General features: G+C 67.9%; 9 protein-coding genes and 6 pseudogenes. 7 read left to right on the top strand and 8 right to left on the bottom strand.

Annotation, left to right across the window (positions count from 1 at the left end; all coding sequences use genetic code 11):
* The first annotated feature begins 70 nt into the window (after nucleotides 1-70).
* Nucleotides 71-1,135, top strand: coding sequence for a lipoate-protein ligase LplAB (gene lplAB / locus IE242_RS07315; protein WP_189856614.1), 1,065 nt, complete (start codon nucleotides 71-73; stop codon nucleotides 1,133-1,135).
* 109 nt (nucleotides 1,136-1,244) lie between these two features.
* Here the strand turns inward: lplAB and IE242_RS07320 are convergent, their stop codons facing one another.
* The 3 genes and pseudogenes from IE242_RS07320 to IE242_RS37410 form a co-directional block, all read right to left on the bottom strand.
* A complete protein-coding gene (locus IE242_RS07320) occupies nucleotides 1,245-3,158 on the bottom strand; it encodes a UvrD-helicase domain-containing protein (protein ID WP_189856615.1) in 1,914 nt (637 codons plus the stop codon).
* Between the two features lie 3 nt (nucleotides 3,159-3,161).
* Nucleotides 3,162-5,042, bottom strand: a complete 1,881-nt coding sequence (locus IE242_RS07325; RefSeq protein ID WP_189856616.1) for an ATP-dependent nuclease — start codon at nucleotides 5,040-5,042, stop codon at nucleotides 3,162-3,164.
* Between the two features lie 345 nt (nucleotides 5,043-5,387).
* Nucleotides 5,388-6,126: pseudogene (locus tag IE242_RS37410) on the bottom strand (DNA-methyltransferase).
* Between the two features lie 668 nt (nucleotides 6,127-6,794).
* Between IE242_RS37410 and IE242_RS37415 the strand changes: the two are divergent.
* The 5 genes and pseudogenes from IE242_RS37415 (at nucleotide 6,795) to IE242_RS07345 (ending at nucleotide 10,978) form a co-directional block, all read left to right on the top strand.
* Complete coding sequence (locus IE242_RS37415) at nucleotides 6,795-7,361, top strand: hypothetical protein (RefSeq protein WP_229858393.1); 567 nt, start codon at nucleotides 6,795-6,797, stop codon at nucleotides 7,359-7,361.
* 30 nt (nucleotides 7,362-7,391) lie between these two features.
* Nucleotides 7,392-8,760 (top strand): annotated as a pseudogene (locus IE242_RS07335) (SCO6881 family protein).
* A gap of 90 nt (nucleotides 8,761-8,850) precedes the next feature.
* Nucleotides 8,851-9,216: pseudogene (locus IE242_RS37420) on the top strand (SCO6880 family protein); the annotation flags it as partial.
* 1 nt (nucleotide 9,217) lies between these two features.
* A pseudogene (locus IE242_RS07340) lies at nucleotides 9,218-9,454 on the top strand (DUF6238 family protein); the annotation flags it as partial.
* A gap of 19 nt (nucleotides 9,455-9,473) precedes the next feature.
* Nucleotides 9,474-10,978 (top strand): annotated as a pseudogene (locus IE242_RS07345) (putative type IV secretion/conjugal transfer ATPase).
* 476 nt (nucleotides 10,979-11,454) lie between these two features.
* On the opposite strand, the gene IE242_RS07350 reads toward IE242_RS07345, so the two are convergent.
* The 5 genes from IE242_RS07350 to IE242_RS37430 form a co-directional block, all read right to left on the bottom strand.
* Nucleotides 11,455-11,874, bottom strand: a complete 420-nt coding sequence (locus IE242_RS07350; protein ID WP_189856617.1) for a DUF7919 family protein — start codon at nucleotides 11,872-11,874, stop codon at nucleotides 11,455-11,457.
* A gap of 10 nt (nucleotides 11,875-11,884) precedes the next feature.
* On the bottom strand, nucleotides 11,885-17,050 hold the full coding sequence (locus IE242_RS07355; protein ID WP_229858654.1) for a DUF6531 domain-containing protein: 5,166 nt from the start codon (nucleotides 17,048-17,050) through the stop codon (nucleotides 11,885-11,887).
* Between the two features lie 499 nt (nucleotides 17,051-17,549).
* Nucleotides 17,550-17,771 (bottom strand): recombinase family protein, encoded by a 222-nt coding sequence (locus IE242_RS37425; RefSeq protein ID WP_229858399.1) that lies wholly within the window; start codon nucleotides 17,769-17,771, stop codon nucleotides 17,550-17,552.
* Nucleotides 17,772-18,343: 572 nt separating this feature from the next.
* Nucleotides 18,344-19,204 carry an IS110 family RNA-guided transposase gene (locus IE242_RS07365; RefSeq protein WP_229858408.1) on the bottom strand — a complete coding sequence of 287 codons (861 nt, stop codon included), beginning with the start codon at nucleotides 19,202-19,204 and terminating at the stop codon, nucleotides 18,344-18,346.
* Nucleotides 19,189-19,410, bottom strand: a complete 222-nt coding sequence (locus IE242_RS37430) for a hypothetical protein (RefSeq protein ID WP_229858411.1) — start codon at nucleotides 19,408-19,410, stop codon at nucleotides 19,189-19,191. The genes IE242_RS07365 and IE242_RS37430 overlap by 16 nt, the downstream gene beginning before the upstream one ends.
* Nucleotides 19,411-19,876: 466 nt before the next feature.
* Between IE242_RS37430 and IE242_RS07370 the strand changes: the two are divergent.
* A pseudogene (locus IE242_RS07370) lies at nucleotides 19,877-21,260 on the top strand (IS1380 family transposase).
* The last annotated feature ends 86 nt before the right edge of the window (nucleotides 21,261-21,346 follow it).

Genomic DNA, 21,346 nt, shown 5'->3' on the forward strand with positions numbered 1-21,346 from the left:
GCTCACCCGTGCGGACGGACGGTCGGCGGTGCGAGTTACCGTTGATCCGGAAACGGCACATGGAGGAAAGATGCACGGGGAGTACAAGGTCCCGGGTGGCAAGCTGGTCGTTGTCGACCTTGACGTAGCCGACGGCGCGCTTCTGAACGTCCGAGTGTCGGGCGACTTCTTCTTGGAGCCCGACGAAGCCCTGCTCGCCATCGACCAGGCACTCGAAGGCGCCGCAGCCGAGACGGATGCCGCCGGCCTCGCCGCCCGCATCGATGCCGCCTTGCCCGAGGGCACCGTCATGTACGGCCTCACTGCGGAGGGCGTGGCCGTGGCTGTGCGCCGCGCATTGGCCAAGGCGACGGACTGGACCGACTACGACTGGCAGCTCATCCACGACGACCCCCAGTCCCCCGCCCTGCACATGGCCCTAGACGAGGTTCTCACTGCCGAGGTCGCGGCCGGCCGCCGCGGCCCCACCCTCCGGGTATGGGAATGGGCGCAGCCGTCGGTCATCATCGGCAGCTTCCAGTCCCTGCGCAACGAGGTCGACCCGGAGGGCGCCGCCCGCCACGACATCACCGTGGTGCGCCGCATCTCTGGTGGCGGCGCCATGTTCGTGGAGGTCGGGAACAGCATCACCTATTCCCTGTCCGTGCCTGCGCCCCTCGTCTCCGGCCTCTCCTTCGCCGAGTCCTACGCCTACCTCGACGACTGGGTTCTCGGCGCCTTCGCCGACATGGGCATCAAGGCCTGGTACCAGCCGCTCAACGACATCGCCACCGAGGCCGGCAAGATCGGCGGCGCCGCCCAGAAGCGCATGGTCGCCACCGACGGCGGCCCCGGCGCCGTCCTCCACCACGTCACCATGAGCTATGACATCGACGCCGACAAGATGCTCGAAGTTCTCCGCATCGGCAAGGAGAAGATGTCCGACAAGGGCACCAAGAGCGCGAAGAAGCGCGTCGACCCCCTCCGCCGCCAGACCGGCCTCCCCCGCGAAGCCGTCATCGAGCGGATGCTCGCTTCCTTCCACAGCCGCTACGGTCTGGCCGAAGGCCATGTCACCGACGAGGAGATGACCCGCGCGAAGGAACTCGCCGAGACCAAGTTCAGCGATCCCGAGTGGACCGCCCGGGTTCCCTGACCGCCGGACGACGCGCAGTACTTCGGAAGTCAGCCACCAACATGTCGGTGACCTCTCTGGGACCACCTGCATCATGGCTAGAAAGTGGTGTCACCAACCTCCAGCCCTCCTACAGATAGAGGGCGTGGATGTCGTGGACAGACCAGCCGCGGGCCGTCATAGCCTCGGTATACGGCTCGGCTCGTTTGCGGTGCGCGGCGAAGGCGAGCAGGTGGGTGGGGCGGGTGGCGCCCACGAAGACGAGTTGCGCCGCGCGCTGAATCGTAACCAGGGCCTTGGAGGCGTCCTGCTGTCGGCTCAGGAGTCCGAGGACCTCGTGTACGTCGTACTTCTTGCCGCTGCGTTCCAGGCATTCGAGGATGAGTGTAGCCGCGTGGGTTTCGCCCTTGGCGCTCTGGATCGATCCCGCAACCGACGCCACCACACTCTGATCCGCATCAGCCGACGCATCGGGCACGGGCGCTGGCTGGGTGACGTACGGGATATGAGCGAGGGGGTCTGCGAGGCGAGTGACACCCTTCAAAGGGCTGTGAGTCAGGTCCGGCAGCAGCCGCAGAAACCTGCCAGTGAAAACTGCCCATTCGACGTGGCTGTCGAGCGGGCTCGTCAGCATGTCGTGCACGAGCAGGCGTGCCCGGCCTCCGGCGGTGGCCAGGTCGCGGTCCAGTCTCCTTAGCGGGGGCGAGCCGCTGGAACTGGCGAGTCGAGCCACGTCACGGATTGCGTTCCACAGGAGCGTGACGGCTGCATGGTTGTCGCCAGATCGCCGAAGCGCTTGGGCGGTGCGGGCCGCGGTAATGAGACTGCCGGTTGTCTGGACAGGCGTGATGGTGAAGCCGGGTACGTAGCAGGAAAGGGATTGCGGGAAGGCCTTGGCGCTTCCCCGCGTGAGGCGGGCTCCCAGTACGCGGGGTGGGTTGTCCAGCAGCAGCTGGCGGGGGACCGTAGCCGCCGCCATCCGTTCGAAGGCCGGTACGACGTCGGCGACGGTGTCGTCGTCGAAGAGCAGGAGGGCGACGGTCCCGTCGTGGCCGGCGCCGTCGATGCGCTGGCGGCGATGGACCGTGAGATCGCTGGCGAGTGCCGCGATCTTGCTGCCGAACCGGCGGCTGACGGGAAGTTGGGCGGCGTGGGGCAGGGGGAACGACGAGGGCTGCGCGGCATCCGGTGCGTCGGCGAAGATGCGCTGGTTGATGTCACCCACTCGCTGGACGACCGTGCTCGGCGAGCCGAAGACCTTGTCGAGCAGGCGTTGCTGGAGGTCGCTGGTGTCCTGCATCTCGTCCAGGAGGACGAAGGGGAAGCGGTGAGCAGCGGCCAGCGCGAACTGGGGGTGATGGAAGAGGTGGTGCTCAGCGAGGGCGAACATGTCGTGGTAGCGGAAGACGCCTCGCTCGGTGAGCGTTTCCTTGAGAGCGGCGAATTGTTGGCCACTGTCACTGGACGCCTTGAAGGGAGGAGTGCCGTCAGGCCCTGTCGCGATCAGGTCTCCGGCGTCGCAGACGTAGCGGGCCTCGGCGACGAGTGCGGGGCCGTTCGTGCGGTGCCCGAGTGCGGTGTTGAGTTTCCGGAAGCGGGGGTGACGTTCGAGCAGCCGGAGGGCTTCGTCCGCGTAAGCGTCGTCGTCTACGGTCTGGACTTCGATGCCCCGGGATCGTAGGGCCGGCAGGGCGAGGAAGGTGTTGGTGAAGGCCTGGATCGTGCCTATGAAGTGCGGGTACTGCAGGAGGCGGCGTCCCGCCGGTGTGGCGGTGAGGCGGTGGGTGATCTCATCCTTGGCCGTGTTGGTGTGGGACAAGACGCAGATGCCGCGTGTGGGCGAGGCCCATGCCTGCCCCAGGAGGGAGAGCTTGAGGCCGATCAAGCTGGTCTTGCCCGAGCCTGGGGCTGCCTGGAGGTCCAGGGATTCCGCGCTCTGGATGAAGTTCCACTGTTCCTGATGCGGCAGGTCGAGGCCGAGTTGCTGGGCGAGGGCTTCGACCTTGTCTTTGATGAAGGCGTCGGGCGCGTAGATGGGTGTCATCGCTCAGACCTCGCTACACAGGTACGTGAAGGCGGCCACGAGGTAGGACGGCAGGTCCTCATCGGTCACAGGCGTGGTCTGCAGGAGCCGGGCGGCGTGCTGGGCAGCGATCGGTTTGTTGGCCCGGCTCATACGCAGGGGTTCGTAGATGTCCAAGGCCACCTTTTCCAGCGGTACCTCGTTCTCGCGCCATTCCTTGACCTGTTCCTGGGCGGAGCGGTCCAGATCGGCGAGTCTGTCCGCGGTGGGCCAAGTGGTCTTGGAGGCGACGGCGGCACGGATGGCCTGGTGCATGAGGGTCGCCATGGTCCAGGAGGCGGCGGCCAGGTCGTACTCCAGGGTCCAGTGGTCGGAGACGAAGGTGCGCACGTGGCCGCTGTCCCTCTCCTTCAGCCCGGCAACGTGCTCGGCGATCTGCTGTTGGGTCATCTCCGCTGAGCACTTGAGCTCCTTCCGCATCCCTGCAGAAGTACCGGCGGGCACCAGATCCCGGTCCCGGATGCAGGCCACCGCAACCGGGATCTGCTCGCCCTCGCGCTGGAAGATCCGGCTGTAACGGAAGAGACCGACGCCGCCGACATTGACGACGCTGACGCCGCATTCGCTGAACGACCGGCCGACCGCCTGGGCGAGGGCGGGCAGGAGAATGGCTTCGGCGTCGCCTTCGACAATGGCGACGCCGCGGGCGAAGAACAGGTTGGCCTTGGTCACGTCCAGGAAGCGGGTGAGGAAGGCATAGTCGCCCTCTTCGAGCCGGGTCAGCCCCGGGGCCAGGCGGAAGGTGGATCCGCGGGCGACGAGAGTGAGGTGTTCTACCGGGATGGCCGAGGCCAGGTTCGGGCTGTGGGTGGTGAGGATGACCTGGACCGGCGGTCTCCCAGCCGTTGTGGCGGCCTCGGCGCGTTCCCGCAGGAGGTCCATGATGCGGGTCTGAAGCTGCGGGTGGAGGTGTGCTTCGGGTTCCTCGATCAGCAGCAGGGGCGCGAAGGCGCTGTTCCCGAGCAGAAGCAGTTCGGCCGCCATGAACAGAGCGTTGTTGTAGCCCAGGCCGTGCCGGGTCCACTCCCCCGTGCCCGCGAACAGGGTCAACTCGAGCCGCTCCAGGGCACGGGCCAGGGTTGCGTCGCCGGCGACTCCGATCTCGCCGCGCAGGACGTCGGAGCCGATGGAGAATTTCTGCAGGTAGCCGGTGTTGATGTCGTTCCGGGCCGCGGCCACCGCCTCGTTGTCGCTGATGTGGTGTTCCGCGCGGCGCAGGATGCCGACCAGGGTGCTGGCGCTGTCACTCTCCTCGTCGTAGTCGTCCTCGCCCTGGGCGCGCATGGCCGGGTAGCCGGCGAGAATCTGCGACAGCCGCGATCCCCGGCCGGAGCGCAACTCTGCCTCGGCGTCCCGCAACGGCCGCAGGTAAGTGGCTTTCAACAGTTCGCGCGCAGCACCATCCAGGGCCGGCCCCTGCCCGTCGCGGCCGGTGCGCGTGGTCACCGAGACGCGGTGGGGACGCAGCGGGTCCATCAGCTCCGCCTTGACGGTGACGTAGAGGGCGACGTTGCCGTCATCGTCGGTGGTGAGCAGTTCCAGGAAGACCGCTTGTTCTTCCGTCGTCAGGTCCTTGAAACCACAGGTGATCTTGAAGCTGCCCGCGCGCCCGTCCGGGCCGACATGGAAGTCATCACGCGTGATGCGGCAGAAGTCAGCTGCCGTCGTCAGCAGGCACAGCCGGATCGCATCGATGATGGCCGTCTTGCCGCTGTCGTTCTCGCCGACGAGGACATTCGTGGTGGGACCGAACTCCAGACACAGGCTGGCGTCTGCGTCACCGTTCTTCCTCGGCGTCGAGCCGAAGATCCGAAAGTTCTCCGCGTACAGACCAGCCAGGTACAAAGACGCCCCCGAGAGCTTGATGCCCGCGCCCTCGACGACACAGGCGGTTGCAACCGCCTCAAGTTCCCCACCCGCACGCGGTTCTGACGCATCATACGATCACTTGCGACACTTGCATCCCGCGAACGACATACACCCCCACTGCTAGAGTCCGTCTTCAGAGAATCGCTGAGCGATGGATCATGGTGGGGTGATACGCCGCCATGAACTCACTGACCACAAGTGGGACCAGCGAGCATCGACGTGGCGTAACTACACAGGCGTTGAAGGGTGGCTGTTCCACCGCTCTGGTGGAACAGCCACCCTCCTCTATGTTCCGCGCCCGCTGTCTGGGGCTTATCGCTCTCACTCCCCTGGCCCGGCGAGTGCGAAGTCACTCTGGAACAAGGCGCCCCGCAGCCGGCGCTCAGCAATGTCGGCGTAGTACTCGGAGAGCTCAACCTCGATGAACTCACGGCCCTCGGGCAGTGCCGCGACGCTGATCGTGCCGGAGCCGGCGAAGGGGGTTGAGGACCGTCCGCCCGGCGGGCAGATCCTGCATGACCTCCACGGGCTTTTGCGTGATGTGCACGCGGTATTTCCTGGGCTGGCTCGCGGTGTAGAGGCCGGGCAGGTACACGGGGTTCCGGTCGAGTCGACCGGGCCCTTGGTGCCCCAGACGATGTACTCGCAGGACTGCTTGAGCCGCCCTTCTGCGGTCGGGAGACCGGCTTGTGCCACGATGCGATGCCGCGCCAGGTCCAGCCGGCGGCCTGGAACGCGTCGGTCGTGGTGGGCAGTTGCGTCCAGCCGGTGAAGACGAGCGCGGCGCCCGACTCGACGGTCGCCCGGTAGGACTCCGTGAGTAAGAGGGTGAGCCAGAAGCCGTACGAACGCTGGTCACGGTTCTCGCCGGGGAAGTTGGCGAGGCTGTGCTCGGCGTCGCGCCCGAGGTGTACTTCGCGCGGGCACTGCGGCCGGTTCGTTCGCTGCTGGTTCGGCCACCGCTGTTGTAGGGCGGGTCGGTGATCACGGCATCGACGCTGTTGTCGGGGATGCCGGCGAGGGCGGTCAGCGCGTCGCCTCGGTGCAGGGTGTACGGCATTGCGCGGTTCTCTCTTTCCGCAGAGACGGTCGTGCGCATGATTCCGCGTTCCGGAATGCTGCACACATCAGCGTTGAGTCGCTCGCGACGGCCGCAGAAGCAACCACCAGAGAGAGCGATGGGCTGGAGGTTAACCGTCATCTCCGGCCGCACCTAATAACCCTCTGCCGTCAGATCGCGGGTCCAAGCCGCCAGGCGAGGCGATGTTTGGTGCGGCCGGGAATCATCCCTACAGTCTCGTCGTGTTCGACGGACGAGGCGCAGCTCTTGCCCTTCTGAACTGTGCTGATGCCTGTCGCCCTGTCCCGATGGCGCCACGGACGGCACCCACGAAACGGCCTGATATTGCGGCGGAGACATTCTCCATGTGGCGTGTGAGATTACGAGTGCGGCTGGCTGCCGCTTCCCAGTGAAGCAGTTCTCGGAGGGCGGGAGTTAGCTGCTCCCAACCTCCGGGCTCCATTCCCTGATCTCAGGCGTTGTGAATTGCCGACCAGTGCGGGCGCCAGTGACCTTATCGGCGAGAACGCTGGTGCTGTGCTGCCCACGAGTAAGGAGTTGCTTATGCAGAGTGCCCAGGCGCGCCCTTCTCCGGAGCCCGGCTCCTGTCCCCACCTCTCGGCGGACGGCCCGCGACTGTGAAGGCGGGCGCGGCGGTAGTCGGGACCGTGGTGCTCGGCCCGTTGCTGCTGATCGCCCCGCTCGTCATGGCTCTGGCCGGTGCCGGCAGCGCTCAAGCCGCCTGCGCGGGCAGCGACGCACAGGCCGTGGATACCACAGAGGTGGCCGAGCAGGTGGAGTCCGTCCTGGAGGGCGGCGGCAAGGCCACGGTGTCGGTCCCGGGTCTGAACGATCCCGCGGAGCAGATCCCGAACGCCAGGACGATCCAGGCCACCGGCGTCGCCATGAAGGTCCCGGCCCGGGGACAGATCGTTGCCCTGGCCACGGCCCTGCAGGAGTCGGAACTGCGAAATCTGATGCACGACAACGGGCAGCACGCCGGCGCCACGGTCGGTGAGGGCCACTTCCCGCAGGCGTTCAGGACCGCCCTGGCCCAGGACCCCGGCGCGATCACCGAGGCGTACGTCTACGCCGTCACGGTCACCGGCAAGCAGTCGATCGCCTGGAAGGGCTCCGGTGCCGGAGCCGAGTCCCGCTCGACGACCCTCGCCGTCCAGTGCCGGCCGCACCAGGACTGCGCCCTCGTCGGGGTCCTGCCGAACGTCGCGCCGTGATCGCCCTCAACTGCGAAAGGAGGTGCCCTCATGGGCGCTTGTGACCTTCCTCTGATGAGCACCGTCTGCGACACCGTCGACGGTGTGGTCGGTGCGACCGGCGAAGCGGTCACCGACGGCATCGGCGCCTGGATCGCCAAGTCGATGGGCGAGATGGCCCAGGCCGCGGCGGACCTGGCCTCGAAGGCCGTCGACAGGACGACCGCCATCGATCTCAACGCCGAGTGGTTCAAGAGCAACTACGAGCTCATCCTGCCCATCGGCCTCGTCCTGACCGTGGGCACGTTCTGCCTGCAGCTCACTCGCGCCGCCTGGCGCCGGGGCGAACGCGCCCTGGTCCAGGCGGTGTACGGAACGGTGGCCGGCGTCCTGTTCGCCTTCGCCGCCATCGCCTGACCGTCGCGATCACTGTGGTCGACGCGCTCAGCGCCGGCCTCTTCAAGGCGGCCGACAGCTCCGTCGACGACGCGGTACGCCGCATCATCAAGGTCAACGAGCTGGGGGCGATGTACGGCCTGGGCTGGGGCGTCCCCGCCCTCGTCGCGCTCGGCTGCGCGGTGGGCGCCTTCCTCTACTGGGCGGTGATGGTCGCCCGCAAGGTCGGCATCCTGGTGCTGGTCACGCTGGCCGTGTTCGCCGGGGCCGGCGGCGGCTGGGAGGTCGCGCGGCGCTGGCGGCGTGGCTGGATCGAGGCGACCAGCACCCTCATCGTCTCCAAGCTCCTGATGACCATCGTGTTCCTGCTGGGCGTCTCGGCCATGGGCAAGACCGACGCGAACGACGGACTCGCCGCCCTGTCGGACGCGATCGCGGGCATCGTCGTGATGGTTATGGTGCTGCTCTGTCCCTACGCCACGTACAAGTTCGTGCACTGGGCAGCCGACGGCGGCGGCCATGACGATCTGCACCGCACCGGTGTCGCGGGCATGGCGGTCGCCGCGGGTGCGGCGAAGACCGCGGGGCAGCTCGCGGTCCAGGCCGGTACGGGGATGCGCGCTCCGCAGGGGCCGGCGAAGGTGCCGGGCCAGGGCTCGGGCGGTGTCGCCTCCGGGATCGACCCGGAGGTGGATCCGGTGGTGACACCAAGTCCAAGCAGACCCACTTCCGCTTCGGTGAGGACCCCGGCGCAACCGGGGACAAGGGCCGGGCGCTGATCCGCCGCCCTCCCACGGACGGTGACCGCGGAGTCCCGCTCATCCAGCGCCCCGGTGGTGCTAGCCAGGCCGCCGACTCCGCACCGGTCGTCTCCGGGCCGACGGCGCAGGGCGCCTCGGTCGCGCCACCGCAGGTCACCCACCTGGATCCGCCGGCACCACGGCGCAGCGGTCCTCCTCCGCAGGGTGGCGCCACCCCGCAGCGGTGGATCTATCCCGGACCAGCGGATCGATCGGACTCGTAGCCCGCAGCTGACGGGGCGGGTCGAGGCCCCGCCCGGACCGCCCCGTCCTCCTCTTCTTCCTTCTCTCCACGCTCCAAGAACGGCTTCGCCATGCTCCCTGACGCTCCGCATTCCGATGGTCCGGCCATCGTCAAGTTCCCGCACCGCTCGCGCCGGGGCGTGCTGCTCGGTCTCTCCGTCCCTCAACTGGTCGTCGTCGCGGTCGGCGGGCTGCTCCTGCTCGGGGTGCTGCTCACCTCCGGTGTGACCGGAGCGCTCCAGCTCGTACCGCTGTGGGCCGTCGTCCTTACGGCGGTCGTCGTCCGCCACCGCGGGCGCGCGCTCGCCGACTGGGCGCCGATCGCCGCCCGGTACGCGTTCCGCCGCTTTCGAGGCCAGTTGGTCTGGCTCGCCCGTCCGTCCACCCGTGCGCAGCGGGAGGGCCTGCTCCACCTGCCCGGCACGGCCGCGTCCCTGGAGGGCCTGCCGCATCCGGCTGTGGCAGGCAGCCGAGCACCTCCACACCGCCTACCACGCGGCCCCGCAGCGAGTCACCGGCCGCCTCCCGTCACGGGAGGCGTGCCGAGCCCGCCTTCCCGAGGGCGCCCCCGACCTCACCGTGTGCCAGCGCCACCTGGCCACCGCCACCCGCGTTCGCCGTGACCACACCCCGGCCGACCTGCGCGATCCCTTCACCGGCCTCACCCGCCACTGACCACCGGAGCACCATCACCATGCCCACTCGAACCACCCGCGCCAGCGCCAGTCCGCTGTTCGTCCCCCGCAAGACCGACCGCCGCACGGCCCGCGCCGCTCGCGACCAGTTCGCCGCTGCCCAGGACAAGGCCCGCCACGCCGCCCCGCCCGAAGCCCGCCGTACCGAGACCGGCACCGATCCCGAGCTACGCGCCGGCTACCCGGCCACCGGCCGCCCCGGTCCCGCCTCCGCCCGCGGCGGCCGTCTCAAGCTCCCCGCCCACCGGATGACCACCGCCACCGCGTCCGGCGCCTACCCCTTCCTCGCCGAGGGCGGCCTGGGCGCCCAGGGCATCTACGTGGGCCGCGACGTGCACGCGGAGGCCGCCTTCACCTACGACCCGTTCGCGCTGTACGGGCGGCTCGACGGCTTCACCAACCCGAACATCCTGCTCGCCGGGATCATCGGCATGGGCAAGTCCGCCCTGGCCAAGTCCCTCGCCGTGCGCGCCGTGGCCTTCGGCTACCGCATCTACGTACCGTGCGACCCCAGGGGCGAATGGACCGTGGTCGCCCAGGCGCTGGGCGGGCAGACCATCGCCCTCGGCCCCGGACTTCCCGGCCGGCTGAATCCGTTGGACGCCCCCGCCCGGCCGTTCGGCGTCAGCGAGAACGACTGGGCGGGCGAGGTCCGCAAGCGGCGCCTGCTTCTCCTCGGCTCGCTCGCGAAGACGGTTCTGCGGCGCGACCTCCGCCCGATGGAGCACACCGCCCTGGACGTGGCACTCGACCAGGCAGTCGTACGCGCGGAAGCAGCCGGGACCACCCCGTTGCTCGGTGACGTGGCGTACGTACTGGGCTCGCCCGAGCGGCTCGACGCCGCACTCGGTGACCTGTCCGGACGCCTGGGAGGAGCGGCCGAGGACCTGGCCCACGCACTGCGGCGCCTCGTGCACGGCGACCTGGCCGGAATGTTCGACGCGCCGAGCACCGTGGCCTTCGATCCGGCTGCGCCGATGCTCTCCATCGACCTGTCCCGGCTCGGGGGTGCCGGCGACGACACCGCACTCGTCCTCGCGATGACCTGTGCCTCCGCCTGGATGGAGTCCGCGCTCGCCGACCCCGCCGGCGGACGACGCTGGGTGATCTACGACGAGGCATGGCGCGTAATGCGGCACGTCGCCCTGCTGGAACGCATGCAGAGCCAGTGGAAGCTCACCGAGGACTCGGCATCGCCAACATGATGGTCATCCACCGCCTCAGCGACCTGCTCACCGCGGGCGACGCCGGCTCCCGAGGCCGCGCGCTCGCCGAGGGCCTGCTCACCGACTGCTCCACCCGCGTCATCTACCGCCAGGAAGCCGACCAACTCGGCTCCGCAGCTGCCCTGCTGGGCCTCACCGGCGTCGAGACCCAGGCCGTCTCCGCCCTCACCAAGGGGCGCGGCCTGTGGAAGGTCGCAGGCCGGTCATTCATTACTCAACATCTGCTCCACCCGCGCGAACGGGAGCTGTTCGACACCGACGCCCGGATGCACGGCTGAGCCGTCTGCTCGCAATCAAGGACTTCCAGGGGGCCGACGCATCGCCTCAGCTCCCATCTTCACCCGTTGCACCACGCCCTGGTACAGCAAGCCACGCTTATGCACCTGAAGCGCACGATCCGCCGCGGCCTGCTCTATGACGACGCCGCCCGGTCCACCACTGCGTCAAGGTTCGAGGGCCCAAAGGCCGCTGCATTCCCCGGCCTCGACTGCCCCGGACCCTGCCAGGCCCTCCAGGTCGTACGCTGGTGCAAGGGACTGACCAGCGGAGAAGAGATTTTTCTGTATTTCGTGGACGGCCCGCAGACGACGGCCTCTGGACGACCACCGGCTACGAAGATCTTGTATGAGGCATGAGGCACACCCGTGTCCGTCGGCTGCGGCACCTCTCACCGCGAGGAACCCGCCGTGCGCCCTTGGGCGACGGCCCGCAGCAGGGTCGCTGCGGGCCGCCTCTTCCCAGTCTCCGCCGGCGTTCACTCGGCCAGGGTCAGCGCTCCGGCCGTTTCGATGCCTGCCGTCCCGACCGCCGCGCGGCAAAACTCCTCAGGTGGGCAGTACTGGTGCTGCGTGATGTAGTGAATCACCAGGTTCGGTGCCGCGTAGAGCGTGCCGTCCGCTCCCCGCACCCGAATCTCCGCCGATCCGAGCCACACTTCGGTATCCATGGCGGGACCACCGAGGACGACGGGCCGGTCGGTGTCGCAGAATTCACAGTGGTGTACGCCGCGCATCTGGTTGTCGTACGAGGCGCTCAGAACCTTCAAGGCGGTCACCACACGCTCATCGACAACCCCTGTGCAGTAGGAGTGATCGGGCGCCAGCCATCCGACGTTGAGCATCTCCTGGTCCGACTCGTCGTAGGAGTAGCGGGTCAGGTCGGGATAGTGGGTCATGCGTCGCCCCTTAACGCCGTGGGTCACAGTGCTTGCGACAGATTGCCAGGTGCACAGGGCCCATGTTCGGTTTAAGGATTTCGCTAAGCAGGGTGTCCTTGCTCACCGTGATCGATCCGTTCATCATCTTGAGGTCGTTGCCCGGAGCCACGGTGTAGTTGGGGAGCGTCTTGCCGGGACCGACGATCTCCGTGGGTTTGATTTTCTTTCCCTGCTCCACCGCGAGTCCGACGGACTGTCGAAGACCTATACCGTCCTCGACGTAGAAGTAGCCCCACGTTCCGCTCGGCATCTGTGTGTCTCCGGTGCCGCGGACGTACCAGCCGTGGCCTGCGATGACGGCTTGACCATCCGGGCGCCCGCCTGGTAGCCGTTCAGCGGCTGGACCGACGCCCTTCCCGTGCGTGGGGATATCGTGTCCGCGCACCTCGGGCGTTACAGCCGTGCGCCGCCACCCGGTGAGGCCGCCGATCCCGACGAGGGCGATCTGCTGGGTCAGTTCCTCCGCTGCCTCGGCATAGGTGTCCGCCAGCGCGTCGCAGCCCTGCTGGCGCAGCATGTTCTCGGCGCGGTAGAGGCGGTAGGCGGGGCGGATGGGGAGGTACTTGTCGACGAAGGCTCCGGCTCCGCCGTTCTGGCCGGTTACGCCGTCGTAGGCGTCGCCGAGGAATTCGAAGGGCATCGTCAACCCATCGATGAAGCCGTCGCCGAAAATCTTCAGGCCTTCGCCCAGGCTGTCCACACGGTCGTTGTTGGGGTCGTCGGGGGTGAGGCCGCTGCGGTCGGTGAGTAGCGTGGGAACGTTGTCCGCGTAGGCGTAGGCCGATACTGACGGGGTCGACTGGCCGCGGGTCACGGGATCGGGGCTGGTGAAGCGGCCCGTGCTGGTGTTGTACTGGCGGGCGTGCAGGTCCAGGTTGCCGGTGCTGGCTTCGTAGCGGGCACCGGTGAAGGACGGCGTGCTCGCGGGGGCGCCACTGGCCGTGGTGTTGAGAACGCGCGTGCCGAACGGGTCGTAGGCCCAGCGCTGATGCAGTGTGCCGGTGCTGCTGGAGACGTCGACCGGGGAGCCTTGAGTGTCGTGGTGGTAGTAGAAGACGGCACCGGATCCGGTCTTCGTGGCCGCCGGCTGGCCCAGCGGGTCATAGCGGTAGGACTGCTTGATCGTCCATGCGCTGTCGTACTCCGTGGCCAGAATCGGCAGCGGCGCGTTGGGATCCCACTGGGTGCGGTCGGTCACCGTACCGTTCTTGGCAACGGTGACCTGGTTACCGCTGGCGTCGTGGTCGTAGGTGTAGCTCGCGCCCGCGACAGTAGCGGCGGAGATTCGCCCGGCCAGGTTGTAGGTGTAGGTGTCGGCGCCTGCCTTGATCTGGTTGCCGTCCGCGTCGTACTCGTAGGCGGTGGTCGTGTTGCCGATCGTGGTCGACGTGAGCTGGTCGGCCGCGTCGTAGGTGTAGCTCGTCGCGGTGGTGCCGAGGGTGGAGGTGCGGCGGTTGCCGACCTTGTCGTAGGTGTAGGACGTGGTGCGGCCGGCGGCGCAGCCGGTGACCCAGGGCTGCGGGAAACAGCCGGAGGTGAGGCGGCCCGCCGTGTCGTAGGTCAGGTCGTAGCCGTCGGTGCCGACACCGGCCCGGGTGACGTCGACGCGGGTGGGCAGCCCGGCGGCGGAAAGGGTGAGTGCGGTGTTGGTGACCGTCGTGCCCGACTTCGAGGACGTGACGGACGTCAGGCGGCCCGCTCGGTCGTGGGCGCGTTCCTCGGTCTCGGTGTTGGGCAGTGCCGACTTGATGAGGTTGCTGCCGGCATCCCAAGTGTAGGTGGTGGTCTTGCCGTCGGCCGTCATGGTGGAGGTGCGGCCGTCATTGTCGTAGGTGTAGGAGATGGTGTTGCCGTCGGAGTACTTGCGTGTCAGCATCTGCCCGGCAGCGTCGTAGGTGTAGGCGAAGCCGCGGGTCTTGGTGAGATTGCCGACCGGGTCGTAGACGAAGTCCTCGGAGATTTTCGAGTTGACACGGGCGGTCATCTGTCCGGCGTCGTCGTAGCCGAAGGTTACGTCCGGTGTGCTGTCCGAGTAGTCAATCTTGGTGAGCAGGCCGCGCGGGTCGAAAGTGTGACTGCTGGAGCCCCGGGGCGTGGTCTTCTTGGTCAGGTTGCCGTCGGCGTCGTACGCGTACGACGTCACCCGGTCCAGCGGGTCGGTCACTGAGGTCAGGCGGCGGGCCGGGTCGTAGCCGTATGCGGTGACGTGATCGTTGGCGTCGGTGCGCTGAGTGACGTTGCCGACCTTGTCATAGCTGTAGGTGGTGACCGCGTCACCGGGAGCGGTGACCGTGGTCAGGTGGTCGCGCTTGTCATAGCCGTACGTGGTGACGCGCTTGTCGGCATCGGTTCGCTTGATGACGTTGCCCACCGCATCGTAGGCCGTAGTGGTCACACCGCCGAGCGGATCAGTGATTTTCAAGAGATTGCCCGCTGGGTCGTAGCCGTAGGTAGTGGTGTACTGGGCAGGGTCGGCGCCGGTGGCGTTGCCGCGTGGGTCGACTGCAGTGGCCTGGCGGCCGTCGCCGTCGTAGGTCCAGCTCTCTTTGTGGCCCAGCGGGGAGGTGCGGCTGAGCAGATTGCCGTCGGCGTCGTAGGCGTACTTCGTGGTCTTGCCGAGCTGGTTGGTGCTCTCGGCGAGCCGATTGTTTTTGTCGTAGACGGAGGTGACCGTCGTGCCTGTGGCGTCCGTGAGCTTGGTGACGTTGTCGTTGGCGTCGTAGGTGTAGCCGGTGGTGCGCCCCAGTGGGTCGGTGACCAGCAGCGGCCGGTTGATCGCGTCGTAGGTCGTGGTGGTGGATGCACCGGTGGGGCCGGTGACCCCGGTGCGGTTGCCGGCCGCATCGTAGGTGTAGCTCGTGGTGTAGGCGGCCGGATCGGCTCCGGCGGCATTGCCGCGCGGCGAGACCCGGGTGAGCAGGCGGCCCACCTTGTCGTAGGTGTAAGTGGTCTTGTTGCCGACAGCGTCGGTCTCGGAGACGAGGCGTCCGCTCGCGTCGTAGGTGCGGGTGACGGATTCGCCTGTGACGTCGGTCGTCCGGGTCAGGTGTCCGGCGTCGTCGTAGGCGTACGTGGTCGTGTTGCCCGCCGGGTCCTGCGCGGATGTCAGCTGCTCGGCGCCGTTGTACTTGTAGGTCGTCGTATGGCCCAACGCGTCGGTGGCCGAGCTGAGCAGCCCTCGTCCGTCGTAGGTGTAGTTCGTCGTGTAGGCAGCGGGGTCGGCGTCGGCGACGTTGCCACGCGGGTCCGTCTTGGACAGGATCCGTCCGGCCTTGTCGTACGTGAACGTCGTCTTCTCACCCAGCGGGGTGGTGACCGACGTCCGGTTGCCCGCGGTGTCGTATCCGTAGGTGGTGACCTTGCCGCGTGGCGTCGTCACGGTTTCGATGGCGCCCAGCGTGGTGTACGTGTAGGCGGTCTTGCCGCCCATCGGGTCCGTGACTGTGGTCAGCCGGTTCGACGTGTTGTATGTGTAGGCCGTCTTGTTGCCGCGGCCGTCGGTGTGACTGGTGATGTTGCCTGCGCTGTCATAGGTCCAGCTTTCCGAGTAGCCAGGCGCGGAGGGCGCGCTGCGGGTGAGCATCCGCCCGGCGCCGTCGTACGTCATCTCCGTGGTGTTGCCGCGCTGGTCGGTGATGGCGACGGGCCGCAGATAGCGGTCGTAGTCGTAGGTGATGCTCTTGCCGTACGGGTCGATGGTCTCCATCAGAACGTTGCCGGCATACACGTCGGTCCACACGCCGCCGTCCGGCGCCGTGGTGTGTGACTCGCTGTTGCCGTCCCAGGTGAAGATGGTCGTCTTGTCGTTCTGGTCGGTCTGGGACTTGATGCGGCCCGTGCTGTCGTAGTCGTTGGTGACCTTGCCGCCCGCCGGGTCTGTGTAGGACGACAGCCGCTTGTCTGCGCCGTACGTGTACGACGACGTCCTGCCGGCCGGGTCGGTCACCGAAGTCAGCAGACCGTTGGTGTAGCCGTACGACACCGACGTCGCGTCCGGCAGACTCACCTTGGACAGCAGCCCGTCGGTGCCCGAGGTGAAGGTGCTGGTGCGGCCAGCCGCGTCCTTGATGGAGGTGAGCTTGCCGGACGCGTACGTCAGGCTCAGCCCCCTCCCAGCGGTATCGACCACGGAGGTGAGCTGACCACTGCTGTTAAAAGTTCGCTTGGTGTGGTCCGGTGTGGTGACCGTGTAGTTACTGCCGCTTTTGACCAACTTGGCCGCAGACCCTGCCGGAGCTGTGTACGTGCCGTCGCTCGCCTGAGTGAAGACGAACGACGCTCCGTCGTCCGTCCGGTACGTCACCTTTCCCGTCCCCACAGTCAGCGCTGCATCAAACGGAGTTGACCATCCGCGCCCCAGCAGGCCCGCGGCAGTCGAATCGGAACGGTAGGTACGCTCAAGGGCCAGCGGCACGCCGGGACCGACCAGCGAGGCGTCGGTGAGCTGCTCATAGAACACGCCCGTCGCGGTGTTGACCGGATCGGCGCGATGCGCCTGTGCGTAGCAGGTGCAGATGCCCGCCTGTGCGCCGGGAATGCCCGGTGTATAGAAGGCTTCCACCAGCGGGGAGGTGGTGCCGTACGGCCCCCAAGTTCCGTCAACGCCCTGCACGAAGATCCAGGCGTAATACTTCTTGCCGTCTTCGAGGTGTCCGCCAAGCGGACTGCTGCTCCACCAGAAACACTGGTCGACCGGGTACTGATTGCTCGCCCACCAGTCGTAGCACCAGGCACCGCTCGTCATGTCGTCCCGGCCGACTGGATCATCCGTGGCCCTTTTGATCTCCTGCTGATGGACGTAATTGCCCGCTTCGTCGCGAATGTAGAACCACATTCCGGTGTACGACGACCCTCTGCCTGCGGCGAACTTCAAATGTCCGCCGATATTGATGCTGTCCGGGTAGGCGCTGTTGTAGGCCGTTACCCACGCCGCATCCGGGGTAGCGGCCGCGGCTCGAGCCCCAGGCGTCGCAGTTCCCCCGGCGGCGGCAGGACCGCGTTCTGCGCCGCCCTTGTCCGGCCGGCCGTGTGGCTTGCCCTTCGGCTTCCTCTCGGGTGCGTCCATGTAGTCGCGCATCGGCGACCGTTCATGCCGGTTCTTTTTCACCTGCTGGCGGCGTTCGGCGAGCGTCATGGCCTTGGGCGGCTTGGGCAGATCTGCCGCTGTCCTGACCTTCGCCTGCGTGACGGCCGTTGAGGCGGTCGAGGGCGGCCAGTCTTGGGCCGATGCCCATGACGGGGCGACACCCGCGATCACCAAGACGGCCAGGGCCAGAGCAACTGTGACAAGTCTTCGCGCTTGTGCGCGCATATGCATCACCTATGAGGCAGCAGCGAAAAGGGCCGGGAGGATCTTTGATCCGCGCAGCGTATGAACTAACACGCTGCGTGGAACACGGCTCGAATGCGATCACGGCTCAGGGGAATTTCGACTGCCTGCTTCCTGGTCAGGCGATCACAGGAACCGACCCGGCCATTCGGTTTGGCGTGAACACGTTCGCGTGGCCAGGGCGGTGCACATGAACGGCTCACCGACGACGAGCCAACAAAAAGTCGCAGCTCGGTATCCAGAACGAGCAGCCCTCGCGCGGTCACGGCAGGCATCGCAGGCCACGACGGCCTTCCGGCGCTGACTACAGGCAGCTTGAGCCCGAGGAGCGTGCGGTCGTTGTGCTCGGCCGGGTCATAGATGCGTCCGGGTCGGCGAGGAGGGCCCCGGCCAGCGCGCACAGCTCCAGGAGCTGGTGCCATTCGGGCCCGTTGCGGGCCAGCCGGGAGATCTCGATTCCGAAGACCAGGCCCACGTGCTCCAGGCCGACCTCGGAGACCAGTCGCCGGAAGCCGGGGCGGCCCACCAGACCGGACGCCGACTGCCCCAGAGACCGGACGCCGACTGCCCCAGATCTTCGTCGATCACCAGAACCCGCGAGGGGGCCCAGCCCAGGTCGACGGCCGCTGGGTGAGTCCGTACTGCAGCCGAGCCGACTCCGCGTGGTCGAGGACCTGCTGAGGTGTCGACTGGCGGACATCGACGACCGCAAGGCGGTCGAGATGCCAGGGCTGGATCTTGCCCTCAAGCCGTTCCCACGGAGCCGACGTCGTCACCGTCACGGGGATTACCCCCGTCCCGTCCAGCCGTGATCGTCCGGGTCATCAGCTCGGCCAGCAGCCGCACCACCAGCTGTCGGCTCAGTTCCGGAACCGTCTCCCACCAGGGGACCTGGGGAGTTCCGCGACGACGTCGCGTGACACCGCGACTCACCGTCCTCGACCTCATCGGCTTGTCGCTCCCGCAACCGCCGCACGACAGTAGCGGCCTGGAGCAAGCCATCCGCACCGACGACCGCGGTATTTCCCTTTCCGAAATCGTCTATGTGCGCATTATGGCTTGCTCCTTGAGCGGTGCATTAACTGGCACCCCTCTGTGTCAAGCGGCTTGGGAAGAGCACGTGTTCCGGCAGTCGCGCACGAGTTGGCGATAGATGACGTCGGCCAGGCGGCGTTTGAGGCAGCGCATGGCTTCCTTGCGGCTCTTGCCTTCCAAGCGTTTGCGCTCGTAGTAGGCCTGCGCGGGTAGGTGCACACGTCGTTGCGTCACGGCCATGGTCTGGATGGCGTAGTTGAGCTGGCGGTCCCCGGCGCGCGACAAACGGTGCCTGGTCCTGTCTCCTGAGGAGACCTCGATGGGGGCGGTGCCGCAGTAGGCCGCGAAGGCGGCCGCGGTTGCGAAGCGGCGCACGTCGATGACGCGGCCCAGGATCTTGGCGGCGGTCAGATGCGAGATGCCGACCAGGTCGGTGAGCGTGCTGCCGACCGCCTCGACGTCTCGGGTGATCTGCTGGTTGATCAACGCGATGCGCTCGGAGACGGCAGCTATCTCGGCAAGCAGGTCTTCGGCAAGGAGCAGACGAGTCTGATCGGCCTTGCCGGCGGGGCGGCACTCCAGGAGGAGCCGGGACGCGGCGGTCGGCGACAGCTTTCCGTGACACCGGCCGGGGGCCAGCGCCGCGGTGAGCACGTGTAGGCGGTTGACGGCCTGGGTGCGCTGGCGGACCAGTTCGTCGCGCCGATCGCTGAGCAGGCGCAGGGAGGTGATGCCGCTCTCTTCCAGCGGAACGTGCAGGCCCGCAGTGTGCACGGCGGCGGTCGCGACCGCTCGGGCGTCGGCCGGATCGGTCTTGCGCGGGTGACCATGGCTGAGCAGACGCACTCGGGTGGACAGCTTGGCCGGCACATCGACGATCTCCTCGTGCTGCTGCAGAAGCCTTTGTGTCAGGTCCCGTCCCATGCCCGGGCGTTCTCGATCGCCCACCGGTGCCGCGGCCACCGGCGTGACCAGCGCAGCAGGCGCCGGAAGCCGTCGTCGGTGACGTCGACGCGGACCGGCGCCGTCACGGGATTGCCCTGCCGGTCCACGGCGACCGCCGTCCAGGAGAACTTATGGGGGTCGATCCCGATGGTGATCAGTTCGAAGCGGTGCTCGTGCTGGTTCATTGCTGCCTCCCTGAGAAGCGGCGTTCATGAGGAACGGGGAGGACAGTCCAACGTCAAGCACGGCAGGCCTCTCTGGAGTCACCCTCCGGCACACGGGCCCCGGGCAGGCGCATGCCGGTTGCGGGCCAGCCATCGAGGCGGCATCTGAAGCACAAGCGACCTGCTCGGGGCCCAGGACCGGCAGTCTGCAGTACTCCAGTCCCAACCGATAGCCAACACGTTGGCTGAAGCAGTGGCGAGGCATCGCCACCCGCTATGAGAAGACCGCGACCATCTACCTGGCCGGGCTTCACGTCGCAGGCATCCTTCTCTGATCCGCCGGATGATCAAACGAAAGTCCCTAGCCTCGTGCTTTCACAAAGCGGGCTGTCCGACTGGTGATCGGAAAAGCGGAAAGTGCCTCTGACCAGCGAGAATGAGGATCGCTGAGGTCCTTGTTCCCGCCACCGCCGGAGGCACTTCCCAGGTGAAGAAGCGTATCGGGTCCTATCCGCGTGTCCGCGTCGAGGGCGGCGGCCGGTCGGTGGTCATCCCAGGCCGGGGCCGTGCTGCTGGTGAAGACGGTCCGTAAGACCGGCCTGGACCAGGCGATATCCGCGGCCCTGAGGCCGTGGCGCAAGAGCCGGGCCGTGCACGATCCGGGAAAGATCCTGCTGGATGTGGCGCTCGCGGTGGCGCTGGGCGGGGACTGCCTGTCCGATGTCGCCATGCTGCGAGCCGAGCCGGCCGTGTTCGGGCCGGTCGCCTCCGACCCCACCGTCTCCCGGCTCATCGACACTCTCGCCGCTGGCGGGGCGCGGGCCCTGACCGCCATCCGCGCCGCCCGGGCCGACGTGCGCGAGCATGTGTGGAAGCTGGCCGGTGACGCGGCGCCGGACGCCGGCGGGCAGGTGGTCGTGGACCTGGACGGCGTCCTCGTCCTGGCCCACTCCGACAAACAGGACGCGGCGGCGACCTGGAAGAGGTCCTTCGGCCACCATCCGCTGCTGGGCTTCGTCGACCACGGCCGCGGCGGCTCCGGCGAGCCGGTCGCGGGCCTGCTGCGGCCGGGCAACGCCGGCTCCAACACCGCCGCCGACCACATCGAGGCCGCGCGGCTGGCCCTGGCCCAGCTGCCCAGGCAGTACCGGCGCGGACGGCAGACTTTGCTCCGCACCGATTCAGGCGGCGGCACTCACGCGTTCGTGGCCTGGCTCGCGAAGCGGGGACGGTGGCTGTCGCACTCGGTCGGAATGACCATCACCGACGCCCTTCATGCCGCCGTGCTGAACGTCCCGGCCTCGGCCTGGACACCGGCTGTCGAACCCGACGGCGGCATCCGCGACGGCGCCTGGGTCGCCGAGATCGACGCTGGCAGCGACTGCCTGGTCGGCTGGCCGACGGGGCTGCGGCTGATCGTGCGCAAGGAACGCCCGCACCCCGGCGCCCAGTTGCGCTTCACCGACGCCGACGGGCATCGCCTCACCTGCTTCGCCACCAAAACGGCCAGCGAGGCGATCGCCGCCCTTGAACTGCGTCACCGGCAGCGGGCCCGCGCCGAGGACCGCATCCGCGCGGCCCGGGCCACCGGCCTGCGCAACCTGCCCCTGCACGACACCGCGCAGAACCAGGTGCGGCTGGAGATCGTGCAAATCGCCCTCGATCTACTGGCCTGGATGCCGATGCTCGCCCTGACCTGCAAAGCCCGGCTCTGGGAACCGCGCCGTCTGCGATTTCGCCTGTTCTCCGCAGCGGCCCAGCTCGTCACCACCGGCCGCCGCATCATCCTTCGTATGGCCAGGCACTGGCCCTGGACCGACGTGATCACCGGCGCCCTGGACCGGCTCCAAACCCTTCCGAACCCCGGCTGACCAGCACTTCCCCGTCCCTGCGAGCAGCACCAGCCCACCGGAGTCGTGGAACCCGGCGCACACCCGACGCGACAGACGGGCACTCG

It is taken from the genome of Streptomyces poonensis (assembly GCF_014650915.1).
GTDB classification, from domain to species: Bacteria; Actinomycetota; Actinomycetes; order Streptomycetales; family Streptomycetaceae; genus Streptomyces; species Streptomyces poonensis.

Excerpts from the sequence above, each read along its gene's own strand:
- IE242_RS07350 (WP_189856617.1), bottom strand. The coding sequence starts at position 11,874 with ATGACCCACTATCCCGACCTGACCCGCTACTCCTACGACGAGTCGGAC.
- IE242_RS37430 (WP_229858411.1), bottom strand. The coding sequence starts at position 19,410 with ATGAACCAGCACGAGCACCGCTTCGAACTGATCACCATCGGGATCGAC.
- IE242_RS07320 (WP_189856615.1), bottom strand. The coding sequence starts at position 3,158 with ATGACACCCATCTACGCGCCCGACGCCTTCATCAAAGACAAGGTCGAA.
- lplAB (WP_189856614.1), top strand. The coding sequence starts at position 71 with ATGCACGGGGAGTACAAGGTCCCGGGTGGCAAGCTGGTCGTTGTCGAC.
- IE242_RS07365 (WP_229858408.1), bottom strand. The coding sequence starts at position 19,204 with ATGGGACGGGACCTGACACAAAGGCTTCTGCAGCAGCACGAGGAGATC.
- IE242_RS07355 (WP_229858654.1), bottom strand. The coding sequence starts at position 17,050 with ATGACGCTCGCCGAACGCCGCCAGCAGGTGAAAAAGAACCGGCATGAA.